This is a genomic window from Mixta sp. BE291, assembly GCF_031457955.1.
GTDB lineage: Bacteria > Pseudomonadota > Gammaproteobacteria > Enterobacterales > Enterobacteriaceae > Mixta.
In genome coordinates this window covers 258,187-274,324 of record NZ_JAVDXN010000001.1, presented here as the reverse complement: position 1 = coordinate 274,324, position 16,138 = coordinate 258,187, and the positions used below count along the sequence as shown (strand labels likewise).

The following is a 16,138-nucleotide window of genomic DNA, read 5'->3' as shown; positions in this document are numbered from 1 at the left end:
CATGATCGCGTTAACTGCGGGTTTGCGTCGTTATATCGCTAACAGCACCGGGCTTTATCTGACCCGCATTTTTCTGGCGCTGGCGGGCGCAGCCGCCTTTCCCTGGTGGATCCAGCAGATTGTCTGGACATTGCCGTTAACGCTGGGCGTGGTTGCCGCCGCGCTGGCCGATCTGGACGACCGTTTTACCGGCCGCCTGCGTAACCTGCTGATCACCCTGCTCTGTTTTTGTATTGCCTCGGTGTCGGTGGAGTTGCTTTTCCCCTGGCCCTGGCTGTTTATCCTTGGTCTGGCCGTTTCGACCTGGGGTTTTATTCTGCTGGGCGCGCTGGGTCAGCGCTATGCCACTATCGCGTTTGGCGCGCTGCTGATTGCGATTTATACCATGCTTGGCGCCGGGCTCTTTTCGCAATGGTATCTGCAACCGATCCTGCTGCTGCTGGGCGCCGTCTGGTATAACCTGCTGACGCTCATCGGGCACCTGCTGTTTCCTATTCGCCCGCTGCAGGAGAATATGGCGCGCAGCTACGGCATGCTGGCGAATTACCTGGAAGCCAAGGCTGGCCTGTTCGATCCGGATCTGGAAGAGAACGATGACGGCGGGCTGGTGGATGTCGCGATGGCGAACAGCAAGCTGGTTGCCGTGCTTAATGAAACCAAAACCTCTATTCAAAGTCGGCTACGTGGCGATCGCGGTCAGCGCGGCACGCGGCGCACGCTGCATTACTACTTTGTGGCGCAGGATATCCATGAACGCGCCAGCTCCTCGCATGTGCAGTATCACGCCCTGCGTCAGGAGTGGCGCTACAGCGAAATCCTGTTTCGCTTTCAGCGCCTGCTAACCATGCAGGCGCGCGCCTGTCGGCAGCTTTCCGAGGCGATCTTGCTCCAGCGCAGCTATCAACATGATGCACGCTTTGAGCGCGCCTTTAGCCATCTGCAGGCGACATTGGATCGTCTGCCCGATACGCCGCAGGACAAAGCGCGTCAAAAAGCGCTGCGCTATTTACTGCGCAATTTAAAAGCGATTGATGCGCAGCTGGCAACCATTGAGTCGGAACAGGCGCTGGAGCAGGCGCATCGCGACGGCAGCGATACCCATCTCTCCAGCGAAGGGTTAACCGGCTGGAGCGATATACGGCTGCGCATAAGCCGTCACCTGACGCCGGAGTCACCGCTTTTTCGTCATGCCGTACGCATGTCGTTAGTGTTGTGCGTCGGGTACGCCTTTATTCAGCTTACCGGCCTGGAGCGTGGCTACTGGATTTTATTAACCAGCCTGTTTGTTTGCCAGCCTGGCTATAACGCCACGCGTCGCCGTCTGGCGCTGCGTATTATCGGCACCTTAACCGGCATCGCGATTGGTTTACCGGTGTTATGGCTGGTGCCCTCCGTGGATGGACAGCTGTTGCTGATTGTGCTGGCGGGCGTGCTGTTCTTTGCTTTCCGCCAGGTGCAGTATGCGCATGCCACCATGTTTATTACGCTGCTGGTGCTGCTGTGCTTTAATTTGCTGGGCGAAGGCTTTGATGTCGCCGTGCCGCGCATTGTTGATACACTGTTGGGCTGCGGCATCGCCTGGCTGGCGGTGAGTTTTATCTGGCCCGACTGGCGTTTCCGGCGTCTGCCTGCGGTCGCGGAAAAAACCTTAACAGCTAACTGCCGCTATCTGGATGCGATCCTGGAACAATATCATCAGGGGAAAGATAACCGGCTGGCCTATCGTATTGCGCGCCGTGATGCGCATAACGGTGATGCTGAACTGGCGTCTGTGGTTTCCAATCTGTCAACCGAGCTGCGCCCCGATCCACGGCTGCGCGAAGCGGCATTTCGTCTGCTTTGCCTGAATCACTCTTTTTTGAGCTATATCTCAGCGTTAGGCGCGCATCGAGAGCAAATCACACAGCCGGCGTTACTGACGTTATTAGATGATGCCGTCTGCTATGTTGATGATGTTTTACAGGTAAGTGTGGTTGACGAACAGCAAGCGCAGCAGATGATGAGTGAGCTTGCTGCCCGCATTGGACATTTTGACAGCGAGGCGGATTCACAGGCGCAGTTAGTGTTACAGCAAATCGGTTTATTGATTGCGCTGCTGCCTGAACTTGCCCGCCTGAAAAAGCAGCTGGCCTCGCTTTCCGTCGCTTAGTTTTGCCGTCCTTTTTCCGGGTGAACGTTGCAGTTAAACCAGTCACGCAGCTCTTGTTTGATCTCTGCAGGCAACGCCGCCTGATGATGCCCTGAAATGGCGCCCTGCAGCGCCATTAAGCAATTCAGCCCAAGGTGCTGGTTACGCATTCGCAAGCGCAGCCAGCAGTTTTTGGCCCCTGCCTCGCGCAATGCGCAGACGCTATTGATGCCGATCTCACGCAGCAACATTTCCATGCGAATCCCCAAATTAGGCAGATCTTTAAGCCGCACATTATTTTGACGAGCATTTTTTTGCCGCTGCGCCAGGGCCAGCGCGGATTTAGAGAGCGAGAGCAAGAGCGGCGGATTATTCCATAAAGCGTCATCGATGCGGTAATAACGTAATTCCACGGCGATGCCGCGTTTATCTATCACCAGCGGCGGCAGTGACTGGGTACGTAAATAACGTTTCAGGGTTGCGCTGGCGCGTAGATAAAGTTCGCCGTCGGTAATTAACGCAAACACCACTTTCTCAACTGCCAGACTGTAGCCGCCAAACTGCGAGCGCACCGTGATATTCCCTAATGCAGCCAGCTGCTGTTTTGATTGAATTATTCTTTGGTGAGAATCCATATGCTGCTCCTTTTCCTTAAGAAACGTAAACTAACTCACTGTTTTTCATCAGCTAAAACATAGGCAATTCTTATTAATGGTTCAATTAATAAATCTGCTTGCATGCATTTGCATATAAAAAGTGCGAGACGTTTTCAAAAAATGAGGTTGATCTTAAGCGGCCAGCGCATTACTGTATATCCATACAGTAACCACATGAGCTGATAATCATGCGCACCCATTTACTGAAGTCTTCTTTTGCTCGTTCTGCTTTGCCAGGCCCTTCTCGCGCTGCCGTATCGCCGGTTTTAACCACCGGCTGGGTGAGTGAGCTAAGCTATAGCGAAGCGCAGCCAGGATTAACGCAGCTGTTACTCCTGCCGCTGTTACAGCAGTTGGGTACGCAATCACGCTGGCAGCTCTGGCTGACGCCACCGCAAAGAATCAGTCGCCACTGGCTTAAGGCTTCCGGCCTGCCGCTGCATAAAATGATGCAGGTTCCTTATCATCAGACGTTCAGTACGGTCGAAGCGATGGTCAAAGCGTTGCAGACGGGAAATTACAGCGTGGTATTAGGCTGGTTTGCTGACGATATTAGTGAAAAAGATCGGCGTCGGCTCGAAGAAGCCGCCTCTGCAGGTCAGGCGCTTGGGCTGATAATGCGACCACAATCTGGCGCATCCTGCCCCAGCGGACAAAAAAACCGGCTGAAAATTCACTCAACTTTGTATCATTAAGTAAATATAAGATAAATCTCAGCTAAAAATCCCTGTTTTCCTCTGATAACCCGCTGATTCTACTCTCGCGCGGCTAAACCTCGCTTTTGCCGCGTCAAATGCGCCTGTTTCTGCCGTTAAAATGGGCGAAATTTGTTAAAAATTGTGTACGAAAAGCTGTTTTTTTATGAACCTCTTCCACATCTGACTTGTAAGTTTCTCGCCACGTTGTAGACTTTATCTCGCCAGGGTGCTCAATAACCTCCGTTTTCCGGTAGAGTAATAATCGAGCAAAAGGACCCGGCGAAGGATTACAACCAAGAGCTTATTTTAAGCTCCTTGCCTATTTGGATGATAACGAGGCGCAAAAAATGAAAAAGACAGCTATCGCAATTGCAGTGGCACTGGCTGGCTTCGCTACCGTAGCGCAGGCCGCACCGAAAGATGACACCTGGTACACCGGTGCCAAACTGGGCTGGTCTCAGTATCACGATACTGGTTACTACGGTAACAACTACGTGAACAACGATGGCCCGACCCACGAAAGCCAGCTGGGCGCTGGTGCATTCGTAGGTTATCAGGCTAACCCATACCTGGGCTTCGAGCTGGGTTATGACTGGCTTGGTCGTATGCCTAACAAAGGCGACGCAGTTAATGGCGCATTTAAAGCACAGGGCATCCAGCTGGCAGCGAAACTGAGCTACCCGATCATGGATGACCTGGACGTGTATACCCGTCTGGGTGGTATGGTATGGCGCGCTGACTCTTCTCAGCACGTAGTGGGTACCAACGTCAGCCGTAGCGACCACGACACCGGCGTTTCTCCGCTGGCTGCTGTGGGTGTTGAATACGCACTGGACAAAAACTGGGCAACTCGCCTGGACTACCAGTGGGTTAACAACATCGGTGACGCAGGTACCGTTGGTACACGTCCTGACAACGGCATGCTGAGCGTAGGCGTTTCTTACCGTTTCGGTCAGGATGATGCAGCCGCTCCGGTTGTAGCACCGGCTCCGGCTCCGGCCCCGGTTGTTGAAACCAAGCACTTCACGCTGAAATCAGACGTGCTGTTCACCTTCAACAAAGCGACCCTGAAAGGCGAAGGCCAGCAGGCGCTGGATCAGCTGTACTCTCAGCTGAGCTCAATGGATCCGAAAGATGGTTCCGTTGTTGTTCTGGGCTACACTGACCGTATCGGTTCAGAGCAGTACAACCAGAAGCTGTCTGAAAAACGCGCTCAGTCCGTGGTTGAATACCTGGTATCTAAAGGTATCCCGGCTGACAAGATCTCTGCACGTGGCATGGGTGAATCTAACCCGGTTACCGGCAACACCTGTGACAGCGTGAAAGGCCGTAACGCCCTGATCGACTGCCTGGGTCCGGACCGTCGCGTAGAAATCGAAGTTAAAGGTCTGAAAGACGTTGTTACTCAGCCGCAGGCTTAAGTAATACGTTAAAAAAAACCCCGCTCCGGCGGGGTTTTTTATTGGCTGATTGACAGGGACAATCACCTGATTTACTGATGTATGAGGATAACAACCTGACTTACTGATGCCCAGGGACAACAACCTGCTTTATGGCGACAGCGGCCCTGATTACGGGCTTATCTGTCAGCTGGCATCATCCTTGCCTAAAATAGCCTGCAAATCCTGACGCAGCGTCGACATCTGACTGGCATATTTCTCTTTGCGCTCGGCATCCTCAATTAACTGTACGATGGTATCCGATAACGTACTGTTGCGACGCGTAGCCAGCCCCGCCAGCCTTTGCCATACCAGATATTCTAAATCGATCGATTTCTTACGCGTATGTTGATGCTCGGCATTGAAGTGACGTTTACGGCGCGCGCGAATCGTCTGCTTCATACGATTCTCCAGTGCCGGATTAATATGCTGCTCAATCCATTTCAGCACGTCGATCGGATGGTTCTCCATCGCCAGCAAAGCCTTTACGGCTTCCTGAGCGGCGCTGATTTCAATGTAGCGGGTGATCGGTTCGCCCTCCCGGTATTTTTTTACCAGGTATTTCCATTTCCATCCGCTTTCAAGATTTTCCAGCTGCTGATATTTCATCGGAATCTCATCATGAGCAGGTAACAAACTAAGAATAACAGCTTTTTTACGACTTGCGGCAGAGAAAGGCGCAGCGGCGCCCTGATTGCCCCGGGCAGAATCAGTCAGATCTCTGCCGTGCGTAACAGCCTGAAAAGCTGTATAATCGCGCTTTTCATTTATTCGGACAAATGCGATTACTTTGACCAGCAACCGACTTGCATGGCAGGCGCTACAGCCTGATGCCGAAAGCTTCCAGCCTCTTTTTTCCCGCGTCTTTAGCGATAATATCGGCGATATACTGCCTGATGTTCAGCCTCGCCTGTTTGACGCAGCGAACCTGCTGCTGCACAGCAGCGCGCCTTTTTCGCTGATGCTGATTCGCTGCACGGAAAACAGTGAGAATCTGTCATTGCTGGCGCAGACATTACAGCATAACAGTAGCCAGACGGAAGCGCTTTACGGCGGTAACTATCTGATTAATGACGATCAGATCGTCTGGCAGCCGACAAAATCAGCAGAATCCCCATTTACCAGCCGTGGCGGCATCCATTTTGCCGACTGGATCGAATCTGAGCAGCTGTTTGGCTGCGTACGCATTTTCGCTCAGCGCGTCAGTTTGCAGCCCGGCCTGATTCATCGGGCTAATGGCGGCACGTTAATGCTTTCGTTGCGTACGCTGCTGGCACAACCGCTGCTGTGGATGCGCCTGAAGCAGATCATTACTCAACAGCGTTTCAACTGGCTGTCGCCCGATGAATCCCGTCCGCTGCCGGTGACCATTCCATCGATGCCGATGCAGTTAAAGCTGGTGCTGTGCGGCGATCGCGACGCTATGGCTGATTTCCAGGAAATGGAACCTGAGCTGGCGGCGCTGGCTGTTTACAGCGAGTATGAAGAAAGCCTGCAGCTGGATGACGAAGAAGATATGGCGCTCTGGTGCCGCTGGGTCAGCGCGCTGGCGCAGCAGGCGAACTTGCCTGCGATTGCCGCTGATTTCTGGCCTGTGCTGCTGCAGGAAGCCATCCGTTACAGCGGCGACCGTGAAACGCTTCCCCTTTGCCCCGCCTGGCTGGGTCGCCAGCTGCGCGAGGCCGCGCTCTATGGTGACACGCTGGACGCGGCCGCGTTACAGGCAGCGCTGGATGCACGCCTCTGGCGCGAAAGCTTCCTGCCCGATCGGATGCGCGATGAAATTCTGCAGGATCAGATTCTGATTGAGACGGAAGGCGCGGTGGTCGGACAGATTAACGGCCTGTCGGTGGTTGAGTTTCCCGGTCACCCGCGCGCCTTCGGCGAGCCTTCACGCATCAGCTGCGTGGTACACGTTGGCGATGGCGAATTCCACGACGTCGAGCGCAAAGCCGAGCTGGGCGGAAATATTCATGCTAAAGGCATGATGATCATGCAGGCGTTTTTGATCGGGGAACTGGAGCTTGACCAACAGCTGCCCTTCTCGGCCTCGCTGGTGTTTGAGCAATCCTACTCGGAAGTCGATGGCGACAGCGCCTCGCTTGCCGAACTCTGCGCCCTGGTGAGCGCGCTGGCCGAACAGCCGATCAATCAGCAGATTGCGGTGACCGGCTCGGTGGATCAGTTCGGGCATGTGCAGCCGGTGGGTGGCCTGAATGAAAAAATCGAAGGCTTTTTCGAGGTCTGCCAGCAGCGCGGTTTAACCGGTCAGCAAGGGGTAATCATCCCCGCGGCCAATGTGCGTCACCTCTGTTTGCAGCAGCAAATTGTTGATGCGGTACAGGCCGGTGAATTTCATATCTGGGCCGTCAGCGAGGTAGATGAAGCATTGCCTCTCTTGACCGGTGTCGCCTGGTACAAAGAGGATGCGCCCTGCCTGTTGCAAACTATTCAGGCACGTATCACAGAATTTAATCAGCAGGAAGCGCGCCAGCGCCCCTGGCCTCTGCGTTGGCTAAACTGGTTTAACCACAGCTGATCGGAGTTGTTCAGCTTACAGCTGTTAGCTAATGTTCTCGATTCACTAAAAAAAGGCTTAATGAAACATGGTAGAAAAACGCGAATCCTATACAAAAGAAGATCTGATTGCCTCTGGTCGCGGTGAACTGTTTGGTGCTGAAGGCCCGCCGCTGCCGTCTGGCAATATGCTGATGATGGACCGCGTGGTCAAAATGAGCGAAGAAGGCGGCAACTACGATAAAGGTTATGTTGAAGCTGAGCTGGATATCAATCCCGATCTCTGGTTCTTCGCCTGCCACTTTATTGGTGACCCGGTGATGCCAGGCTGTCTGGGTCTGGATGCGATGTGGCAGCTGGTTGGTTTCTACCTTGGCTGGCTGGGCGCAGAAGGCAAAGGCCGCGCGCTGGGCGTGGGCGAAGTGAAATTCACTGGTCAGGTGCTGCCGACGGCGAAAAAAGTGACCTACCGTATTCACTTTAAACGCGTGATCAACCGTAAACTGGTGATGGGCGTGGCCGATGGCGAAGTGCTGGTTGACGGCAACGTTATCTATACCGCCAGCGATCTGAAAGTGGGCCTGTTCAAAGACACCACCGCGTTCTAATCGTTTGAATTAAAAACCTCCGCAAATGCGGAGGTTATCCTTTTTCTGACAGGCCGTCAGGCCATCACGGCACTTACGCTAACCGCCCTGTCCTCCATGGCTTTTCGCCAACCCCCCAACCAGTGAGACCGAGCCTCAATCATTTGATAAGGACACATTTCTTTTGAACGCCCGGTGATACCGGCCTGATAGCCTCGTGAATGTGCTCGTTCCAGGCGATCTCGTTTCTGTCTCTTCATGCCTCATTTCCCTCATTCAGGTATGGTGGAACTGGTGGAAAGAAAACAATGGTCACAAAGTGCGCAACCACGTTTCTTTTCTACCCTCATCTCTGAAAAAGATCAATGCGCAAATTTCACGCCATTGTCATATGAACCGGCTATTTTTAAAGGTTTTCCCGCAGCGTGATGCCGCAGGTTAGATAACGGGATGATTCTGCAATAAAAAAAATTCCGGCCAGCGAGAGGTGGTCTCACCAAACCGGAATCCACTGTTAAGAAAAATTACTTAATTTTATATTGTGCTAAAGGCTGTTGCCATTCGCTGCGCCTGCTGCTGCCAGCCCTGCGCCAGGGTTCTGACCATCGCATCGTAGCCATCTTCCTGCTGCGGCAGCGTAACATCAAAGTTCTGGCGCAGAACCTGCCCGTTATGCTCCAGCGTCCAGCTACCGCTAATGATTACCTGGCCGTCGAAGCGGCCATGAAAACCGGTTACGTTAACATTCAGGGTATCGTGTTGCTCACCGAGCGGCGCAGCGGAAACCAGCCTGCCCGGCAACGCCTGGCCCAGGTTGGTTACCAGCGTTTGCTGTAGCTGCTGATCCAGCGGGCTGGCCCACAGATTGCTGGTGGCGATGACATATTTTACGTCACTGGTCTGATAAACCACGCCGTTGCCCGCCAGGTAATCAGGCACTGAAACGCGCTCAACCCAGATCGGTAACGGGTTATTTACCCCAGGCGCGTTCTGGCTCACCACCCTGTTAGCAGCCGACGTTCCCGTCGGCAGTTGATACAGGGTGGTTTGCGTGCTGCTGCTACAGGCGCTTAACGCCACAACTAACAGTGGCATCCATTTCATCATTATTTCGCCCTCTTCGGCTGTGGGTCTTCGCCCGGTTTCGCTTCAAATACCAGCGCGTTGCTCTTTTGATTGAGCGTTTTCAGCACTGGCTGCAGCTCACGCAGCACCTGATCCAAACGTTGCATATCGCCAATCAGCTGGTTGTAAGCCGGGGAACCAGGCTGCAAACCTTTCATACTGCGGTTCAGTTCGCGCAGCGTTTGCTGCATATCCTGCGGCAACTGCTGCATTGCCGGATTGGCGGTGATTTTATTCACGTTATCCAGCGTTTTTTGCAGTTCGCGCAGGGTGCGCTGGCTCTCTTTCAGCGTGCCGGTCGCCTGATTAAGCATAGGATTCAACGGCAGATTATTAATCTTATCCAGCGCATCCATCAGCTTCTGCTGAATCTGACTCAGGCCGCCACTCATGGTCGGGATGATCTCCAGCCCATCCACTTTTTCCGGGCCTTTATACGCCGGTGCGTTGTCATAAAAATCGAGATCGATATACAACGAGCCGGAGAGCAAATTGCCGGTTTTCAGCGATGCGCGCAGGCCGCGTTTTTTACCGTCGCGCAGATGCTGCTGAATATCAAACTCGCCGCCCAGACGTTTAACAAAGCGGTCGGGTTCAATACGCACCAGCACCGGAATGCGATAGTCGGTATTCAGCGACTGGTTCCAGCCCGGCACGCTGTAAGGCACCTGAGCGACCGTACCCAGCCGGATGCCGCGGAATTCTACCGGCGCGCCCGGCTGCAGCCCACGAATCGAATCATTAAAGAACATCAGGAAATCGAGATGCGTGGTATAGAGCGAGTCCTGAATGCTGCGCTGATCGTCATACAGATGATATTCCGCCTTGTTTTCTGCCGGAACGCCCAGCTCCCAGCCGTCAGGCACGTCAAAGCTGACGCCGCCGCTAAACAGCGTGGTCAGCGATCCCATCTCAACGCGCATGCCGGAAGCGGACATCTCTACGCCGATGCCGCTATCTTTCCAGAAACGCACGTTCGACGTGACCAGGCGATCGTAAGGCGCGGCGACAAACAGCTGATACTGCATGGCGCGCTTATCGGCGTCAAAGTTGCTGGTTTCCACCGAGCCGACGCGATAGCCGCGGAACAGCACCGGATCGCCCGGCGTAAGCTGACCGGCTTTAGTGCTGTCGAGTACAATGCGGATCCCTTTTGCATCCGGCGGTGCCAGCGGCGGCGACTCCAGCAGCTCATAGCGTTCAGGCTTCTCGCCTTTGCTGCCGGGCTGCAACTCAATATAGGCGCCGGATAAAAGGGTGCCGAGACCGGTGATGCCTTCACGGCCAACCTGCGGCTTCACCACCCAGAAAGCGCTGTCGCCGTGCAACAGCTTTTCCATGCCCGCGTTAAGGCGAGCTTTGATTTCAACATGGTGCAGGTCATCGGTTAACACCGCGCTCTCTACCACTCCCACGTCCACGCTGCGGCTTTTAATCGCCGTTTTACCGCCCTCAATGCCTTCGGCATTGGTGGTAATCAGCGTTACTTCCGGCCCCTGATGACTAAAATGGTAAAACAGGATCCAGGCGCCGATAAGCACCGTCACAATGGGAATGATCCATACGGGCGACCAGCGTTTGATCTGATCGACCTTCGCCACCCCGTGATTATTTTCCGCCAAGGCTCGGCTCCTTCAGATTATTTTCTGGTTCGCGATCCCACGTAAGACGCGGATCAAAAGTCATAGCGGCAAACATCGTCAGAATGACCACCGCGGCAAACAACAGTGCGCCAGGCGCGGGATAGATATTCATTAACTGCCCAATACGCACCAGCGCGGAGAGTACCGCAATAACAAACACATCAATCATTGACCAACGACCAACAAACTCCACCACCTCATAAATCAGATGCATTTTTTCACTGTCGCGCCTGCCGTGGCCCTGGGCATCCCAGCAGAGCCAACCGATGGCCAGCATTTTCAGCGAAGGCACCATAATACTGGCAATAAAAATCACCAGCGCCACCGGATAAGAGCCATCGCTCCACAGCAGGATCACCCCGCCCATAATATTGGAGTTCATTTTGTCGCCGAGCGCCTCGGTGACCATAATCGGCAGAATATTGGCGGGAATATAGATAACGATCGAGGTGAACAGCAGCGCCAGTGTCCATTGTAGACTGTTGCGGCGCCGCGCATGACCCGCCGTTCCGCAGCGCGGGCAATGGTACTGGTCGGCAGGCAACACCGCCGTGCAGCACGAACAAGAGCGCATCCCCTGTTTCAGCCCGCTGAGGCCAGCACGCGGTGCGGCTGGCAGCGGCGGCTCCGGCGCAATCTGACGCCATAGCCAGCGCCGGTCCACGCACTGAAAAGCGCGCAGCTGCAGCAGGCAGAACAGGCACCAGGGCAAAAAGCTGCTGCCGATGCCGATATCGCCATAGGCCATCAGCTTCACGAAACTGACCAGTACGCCCGCCAGAAAGATTTCCGCCATGCCCCAGCTTCTCAGCTGAAACAGAATACGGGCGATCCCCATTTGCAAAGGCTGCGGCAGCGCCAGCCGGTTGACCAGTAGCAGAATGGCCACCATACAAAAGGCCGGCACCGCCTGAACAAACAGCATAAACAGCGTGGCGAGACTGGCGTAATCCTCCGAGACCATCACCTGTGGAATCTCCATCAGGGTGATCTCGCTGCTCAGTCCCGAAACGTGCATATTGACGAAAGGAAACAGGTTAGCCAGCAGCAACATAAACAGCGCGGCCAGCGCATAGCCAGAGGGCCGCTTGCGCGGCTCGCTCCAGTTAGCGGTTAACGTTGTATGACAGCGTGGGCAGCTGGCTTTCTGCCCAATCGCGACCGATGGCAACTGCGTCATCAGGTCACACTGCGGACAAAGCATCCAGTGTTGCGGGTGTTCAGCTGAACACATACCCTACTCCCGGTTTCAGCCGCCGTTTTTCAGCGATTCAAGATATTCCCAACGTTCAAACGCGGTTTCCAGCTGCTGTTCCGCTGCTGCCAGCGCAGCGACCACCGGCTGCGTTTTCTCATGCGGCTGGGTGAAGAATTGCGCATCGGCCATCTGCAACTGCAGCTGCTCGATCTGCTTCTCCAGCGTTTCCAGCTGCTGCGGCAGCTGATCCAGCTCGCGTTGCAGCTTATAGCTTAGCTTAGTGCTGGCCGGTTTTGCTTCGCTTTTCACCGTCTCGTGCCTGGCCGGTTTCTCGTCTGTTGCCGCCTTCACTGGCGCAACGCGGCTCGGACGCGAGGCGGCGCGCTGGTGCTGCGCGTCGTGATAGCCGCCGACAAAGGCGCCGATGTCGCCGTTGCCTTCAAAAATCCAGCATTCGGTCACGGTGTTGTCCACGAACTGACGATCGTGGCTTACCAGCAGCACGGTGCCCTGATAGCCATCGATCAGCTCTTCCAGCAGCTCCAGCGTTTCCACGTCCAGATCGTTGGTGGGTTCATCAAGGATCAGCAGGTTGCTGGGCTTCAGGAACAGACGCGCCAGCAGCAGGCGGTTACGCTCCCCGCCGGACAGCGCCCTGACCGGCGTCATCGCGCGTTTCGGATGGAACAGGAACTCCTGCAGGTAGCCCAGAACGTGACGCGGCTTACCGTTAACCATCACTTCCTGTTTGCCTTCGGCCAGGTTATCCATCACCGTACGATCCGGGTCGAGAATGGCCCGGTGCTGGTCAAAATAAGCGACTTCCAGTTTACTGCCGCTGTGGACGCGGCCGCTGTCCGCCTGCAGCTGACTCAGCATCAGCTTCAGCAAGGTGGTTTTACCGCAGCCGTTAGGGCCAATCAGCGCAATCTTATCGCCACGCTGCACCTGAGCGCTAAAGTCTCTGACCAACGTGCGGTCGCCGATGCTGTAATTGACATTTTCCAGCTCAAAGACGATTTTGCCGGAGCGCGACGCCTCTTCGACCTGCATCTGCGCTTTGCCCATTACTTCACGGCGTTCTGAACGTTCCCGACGCAGCGCTTTCAGGGCGCGTACGCGCCCTTCGTTACGGGTACGACGCGCTTTAATTCCCTGGCGGATCCACACCTCTTCCTGCGCCAGCTTGCGGTCGAATTCCGCGTTTTGCATCTCTTCAACGCGCAGCGCTTCCTCTTTCCCTTCCAGATATTTGTCGTAGTCGCCCGGCCAGGAAACCAGCTTGCCGCGATCGAGATCGACAATGCGCGTGGCCATATTGCGGATAAAGGAACGGTCATGGGAAATAAAGATGATGCTGCCCTGGAAGGTTTTCAGGAAACTTTCCAGCCAGTCGATGGTTTCAATATCCAGGTGGTTGGTTGGCTCATCCAGCATTAACACGCGCGGATTACTCACCAGCGCGCGTCCCAGCGCCGCTTTACGCAGCCAGCCGCCGGAGAGCGAAGACAGTTCCACTTCCGGCTCCAGGCCAATCTGCTGCAGCACATCAGTAATGCGCGACTCCAGCTGCCACAGATTATGGTGATCCAGCAGCGATTGCAGACGCGCCATCTCATTAAGATTTTTTTCGCTTGGGTCGTTCATCACCACATGCGAAATCGCGTGGTAGGCTTTCAGATGCTCAGCCTGTTCCGCGACGCCTTCGGCGACGAAATCATAGACGGTACCGGCGATATTGCGCGGCGGATCCTGTTGCAGACGCGCCACCACCAGATCCTGCTCATAAATAATACGGCCATCATCCAGCGGCTGCTCGCCGTTGATGATTTTCATCAGCGTGGATTTACCGGCGCCGTTGCGCCCAACCAGACAAACGCGCTCGTTCTCTTCAATATGCAGTTCAGCATAATTCAGCAGCGGCGCATCGCTGAACGACAGGTAGGCATTGTGAATACTAATCAGTGACATACAGCTTATTCCTTACCGGCGTGGGTAATCAGCCAGCAGTTGTGAATATGACGGTTGCGGGCAAAATCCTGCGACTGCGTTTTTGCGGTGATCTCCTGAGCTTGCAGGCCGAGCGCAGCCAGCCCCGGATGATCCATTTTGAAACCGCGCTTGTTATTGGAAAACATAATGGTGCCGCCCGCGCGCAGCAGGCGCTTGAGATCGCGCATCAGCTGCAAGTGGTCGCGCTGCACATCAAAGCTCTCTTCCATGCGTTTTGAGTTAGAGAACGTCGGCGGATCGATAAAAATCAGATCGAACTGTTCGTTGCTTTCACGCAGCCAGCTCAGGCAATCCGCCTGCATCAGCCGGTGCTGACGACCGCTCAGGCCGTTCAGGCGCATATTGCGCTCCGCCCACTCCAGATAGGTGCGCGACATATCCACGGTAGTGGTGGAACGTGCGCCGCCCAGCCCGGCGTGAACGCTGGCGCTGCCGGTATAGGCAAACAGATTCAGGAAATCTTTGCCTTTGCTCATCTGCCCCAGCATACGGCGCGCAAGGCGGTGATCGATAAACAGGCCGGTATCAAGATAGTCGGTAAGGTTCACCCAGAAGCGGGCGTTAAATTCGCGCACCTCAAAGTATTCGCCTTTTTCATCCATCTTTTGATACTGGCTTTTGCCTTTCTGCTTCTCACGCGTTTTCAGCACCAGACGGTTCGCCGGTAGCGCCAGCACCGTCAGCGTGGCGCTGATAACGTCGAACAGACGCTGACGCGCCTTCATAGCATCAATGGTTTTCGGCGGCGCATACTCCTGGATAACCACCCAGTCGGCGTAGCGATCCACGGCCACGTTATATTCCGGCAGATCGGCGTCATACAGGCGATAGCATTCGATGCCTTCCTGACGCGCCCATTTATCCAGCTTCTTCATGTTTTTGCGCAGGCGGTTGGCGTAATCTTCTGCCATCTGGGCGGGAACGCCTTCACCGCTCAGCACCGCCAGCTGATAGTTTTTCTGTACGCAGTCCAGCGGGCCATTTTTCGCTTTGAACTGGCGATCGGCACGCAGCTGTAAACAGCTCAGCAAATCGGGCGAGGCGCTGAACAGGGAGAGATTCCAGCCGCCGAACTGGCTTTTCATTACGCGTCCCAGCAGGCTGTGCAGCGCAATCAGCGCCGGTTCGCTTTCCAGACGTTCACCGTACGGCGGGTTGCTGATCACGGTGCCGGTCGGCCCCTGCGGCAGCGGATTGCTCAGCTGCGCCACATCCTGCACGGCAAAGGTGAAGAGATCGGCAACGCCTGCGCGCCGGGCGTTGCCGCGCGCGCGTTCCAGCACGCGCTCATCATTATCATAGCCAAAGAAGCGCGCGGTGGTTTGCGCTATTCCCTGACGGGCGCGGGTTTGCGCTTCGTCAATCAGCTCACGCCACAGCTCAGGCTGATGCGCTTTCCAGCCGTGAAAGCCCCAGTGACGGCGATTCAGCCCCGGCGCGCGATCGCTGGCGATCAGCGCCGCTTCGATCAAAAGCGTACCGGAACCGCACATCGGATCGAGCAGCGGCGTGCCTGGCTGCCAGCCGGAGCGCAGCACCGTTGCCGCCGCCAGGTTCTCTTTCATCGGCGCGAGGCCGGTTTGCTGGCGGTAGCCGCGCTGGTGCATCCCTTCTCCGCTGAGATCGAGCGCAATGCTGGCGGTATCTTTATTCAGCCAGACATTAATACGTACGTCCGGCTGCTCGCGATCGATATCGGGACGCGGAAGATTTTTACGCGTGAAGCTATCGACAATCGCATCTTTTACTTTCAGTGCGCCAAACTGGCTGTTACGGATCGCCTCATTGGTGCCGCTGAAATGCACGGCAAAGGTGCCATCAATCAGGTTAGTCCAGTCAATCGCCTGCGCGCCGAGGTAGAGATCCAGATCGCTGTATACCGAACATTCGCTGAGCGGCAGCAGAATACGCGACGCCAGCCGACTCCACAGCAGGCTACGGTACATTAAACGATCGTCTCCCTGAAAATGTACGCCGCCCTGGACAACCTGTAGCGCCTGCGCGCCCAGCGTTTCCAGTTCACTCTTTAATAGCTCTTCGAGCCCACGCGCCGTACTGGCAAACAGAGAATTCATATCGTCACTTACAGTATTGGGAAAATTGTTGCGCATTATAGCTAATCACCGCCGCATGT

13 protein-coding genes are annotated in these 16,138 nt (G+C 55.2%); 5 read left to right on the top strand and 8 right to left on the bottom strand.

The window, feature by feature from the left end; all coding sequences use genetic code 11:
- The first annotated feature begins 1 nt into the window (after position 1).
- On the top strand, positions 2–2,149 hold the full coding sequence (yccS, locus tag J2X14_RS01160) for a YccS family putative transporter (protein ID WP_352409393.1): 2,148 nt from the start codon (positions 2–4) through the stop codon (positions 2,147–2,149).
- Here yccS and J2X14_RS01155 read toward each other — a convergent pair.
- Positions 2,146–2,763, bottom strand: coding sequence for a TfoX/Sxy family DNA transformation protein (locus J2X14_RS01155; RefSeq protein WP_352409392.1), 618 nt, complete (start codon positions 2,761–2,763; stop codon positions 2,146–2,148). The genes yccS and J2X14_RS01155 overlap by 4 nt on opposite strands.
- Before the next feature lie 209 nt (positions 2,764–2,972).
- Here J2X14_RS01155 and sulA point away from each other — a divergent pair, with 209 nt between their 5' ends.
- Both sulA and ompA read left to right on the top strand, forming a co-directional pair.
- On the top strand, positions 2,973–3,479 hold the full coding sequence (gene sulA / locus J2X14_RS01150; RefSeq protein ID WP_352409391.1) for an SOS-induced cell division inhibitor SulA: 507 nt from the start codon (positions 2,973–2,975) through the stop codon (positions 3,477–3,479).
- A 350-nt stretch (positions 3,480–3,829) separates the two neighbouring features.
- Entirely contained in the window at positions 3,830–4,903 is a 1,074-nt protein-coding gene (gene ompA / locus J2X14_RS01145; RefSeq protein WP_352409390.1) for a porin OmpA, read from the top strand.
- Positions 4,904–5,068: 165 nt separating this feature from the next.
- On the opposite strand, the gene matP is transcribed toward ompA, so the two are convergent.
- Entirely contained in the window at positions 5,069–5,530 is a 462-nt protein-coding gene (matP, locus tag J2X14_RS01140) for a macrodomain Ter protein MatP (protein ID WP_352409389.1), read from the bottom strand.
- A gap of 181 nt (positions 5,531–5,711) precedes the next feature.
- Between matP and J2X14_RS01135 the strand changes: the two genes are divergently transcribed.
- On the top strand, positions 5,712–7,460 hold the full coding sequence (locus J2X14_RS01135) for an AAA family ATPase (RefSeq protein WP_352409388.1): 1,749 nt from the start codon (positions 5,712–5,714) through the stop codon (positions 7,458–7,460).
- Positions 7,461–7,527: 67 nt separating this feature from the next.
- Complete coding sequence (gene fabA / locus J2X14_RS01130; RefSeq protein WP_352409387.1) at positions 7,528–8,046, top strand: bifunctional 3-hydroxydecanoyl-ACP dehydratase/trans-2-decenoyl-ACP isomerase; 519 nt, start codon at positions 7,528–7,530, stop codon at positions 8,044–8,046.
- Positions 8,047–8,102: 56 nt separating this feature from the next.
- Here fabA and rmf read toward each other — a convergent pair whose 3' ends face one another.
- From rmf to rlmKL, 6 genes are all read right to left on the bottom strand, one after another.
- A complete protein-coding gene (rmf, locus tag J2X14_RS01125; RefSeq protein WP_352409386.1) occupies positions 8,103–8,285 on the bottom strand; it encodes a ribosome modulation factor in 183 nt (60 codons plus the stop codon).
- A gap of 274 nt (positions 8,286–8,559) precedes the next feature.
- On the bottom strand, positions 8,560–9,132 hold the full coding sequence (pqiC, locus tag J2X14_RS01120) for a membrane integrity-associated transporter subunit PqiC (RefSeq protein ID WP_352409385.1): 573 nt from the start codon (positions 9,130–9,132) through the stop codon (positions 8,560–8,562).
- Positions 9,132–10,772: an intermembrane transport protein PqiB gene (gene pqiB, locus J2X14_RS01115; RefSeq protein ID WP_352409384.1), complete on the bottom strand. Its 1,641-nt coding sequence runs from the start codon at positions 10,770–10,772 to the stop codon at positions 9,132–9,134. The genes pqiC and pqiB overlap by 1 nt, the downstream gene beginning before the upstream one ends.
- On the bottom strand, positions 10,759–12,027 hold the full coding sequence (gene pqiA, locus J2X14_RS01110; protein WP_352409383.1) for a membrane integrity-associated transporter subunit PqiA: 1,269 nt from the start codon (positions 12,025–12,027) through the stop codon (positions 10,759–10,761). The genes pqiB and pqiA overlap by 14 nt, the downstream gene beginning before the upstream one ends.
- A 15-nt stretch (positions 12,028–12,042) precedes the next feature.
- Positions 12,043–13,962 carry an ABC transporter ATP-binding protein gene (locus J2X14_RS01105; RefSeq protein WP_352409382.1) on the bottom strand — a complete coding sequence of 640 codons (1,920 nt, stop codon included), beginning with the start codon at positions 13,960–13,962 and terminating at the stop codon, positions 12,043–12,045.
- A gap of 5 nt (positions 13,963–13,967) precedes the next feature.
- Positions 13,968–16,079, bottom strand: a complete 2,112-nt coding sequence (rlmKL, locus tag J2X14_RS01100) for a bifunctional 23S rRNA (guanine(2069)-N(7))-methyltransferase RlmK/23S rRNA (guanine(2445)-N(2))-methyltransferase RlmL (RefSeq protein WP_352409381.1) — start codon at positions 16,077–16,079, stop codon at positions 13,968–13,970.
- Between the last annotated feature and the right edge of the window lie 59 nt (positions 16,080–16,138).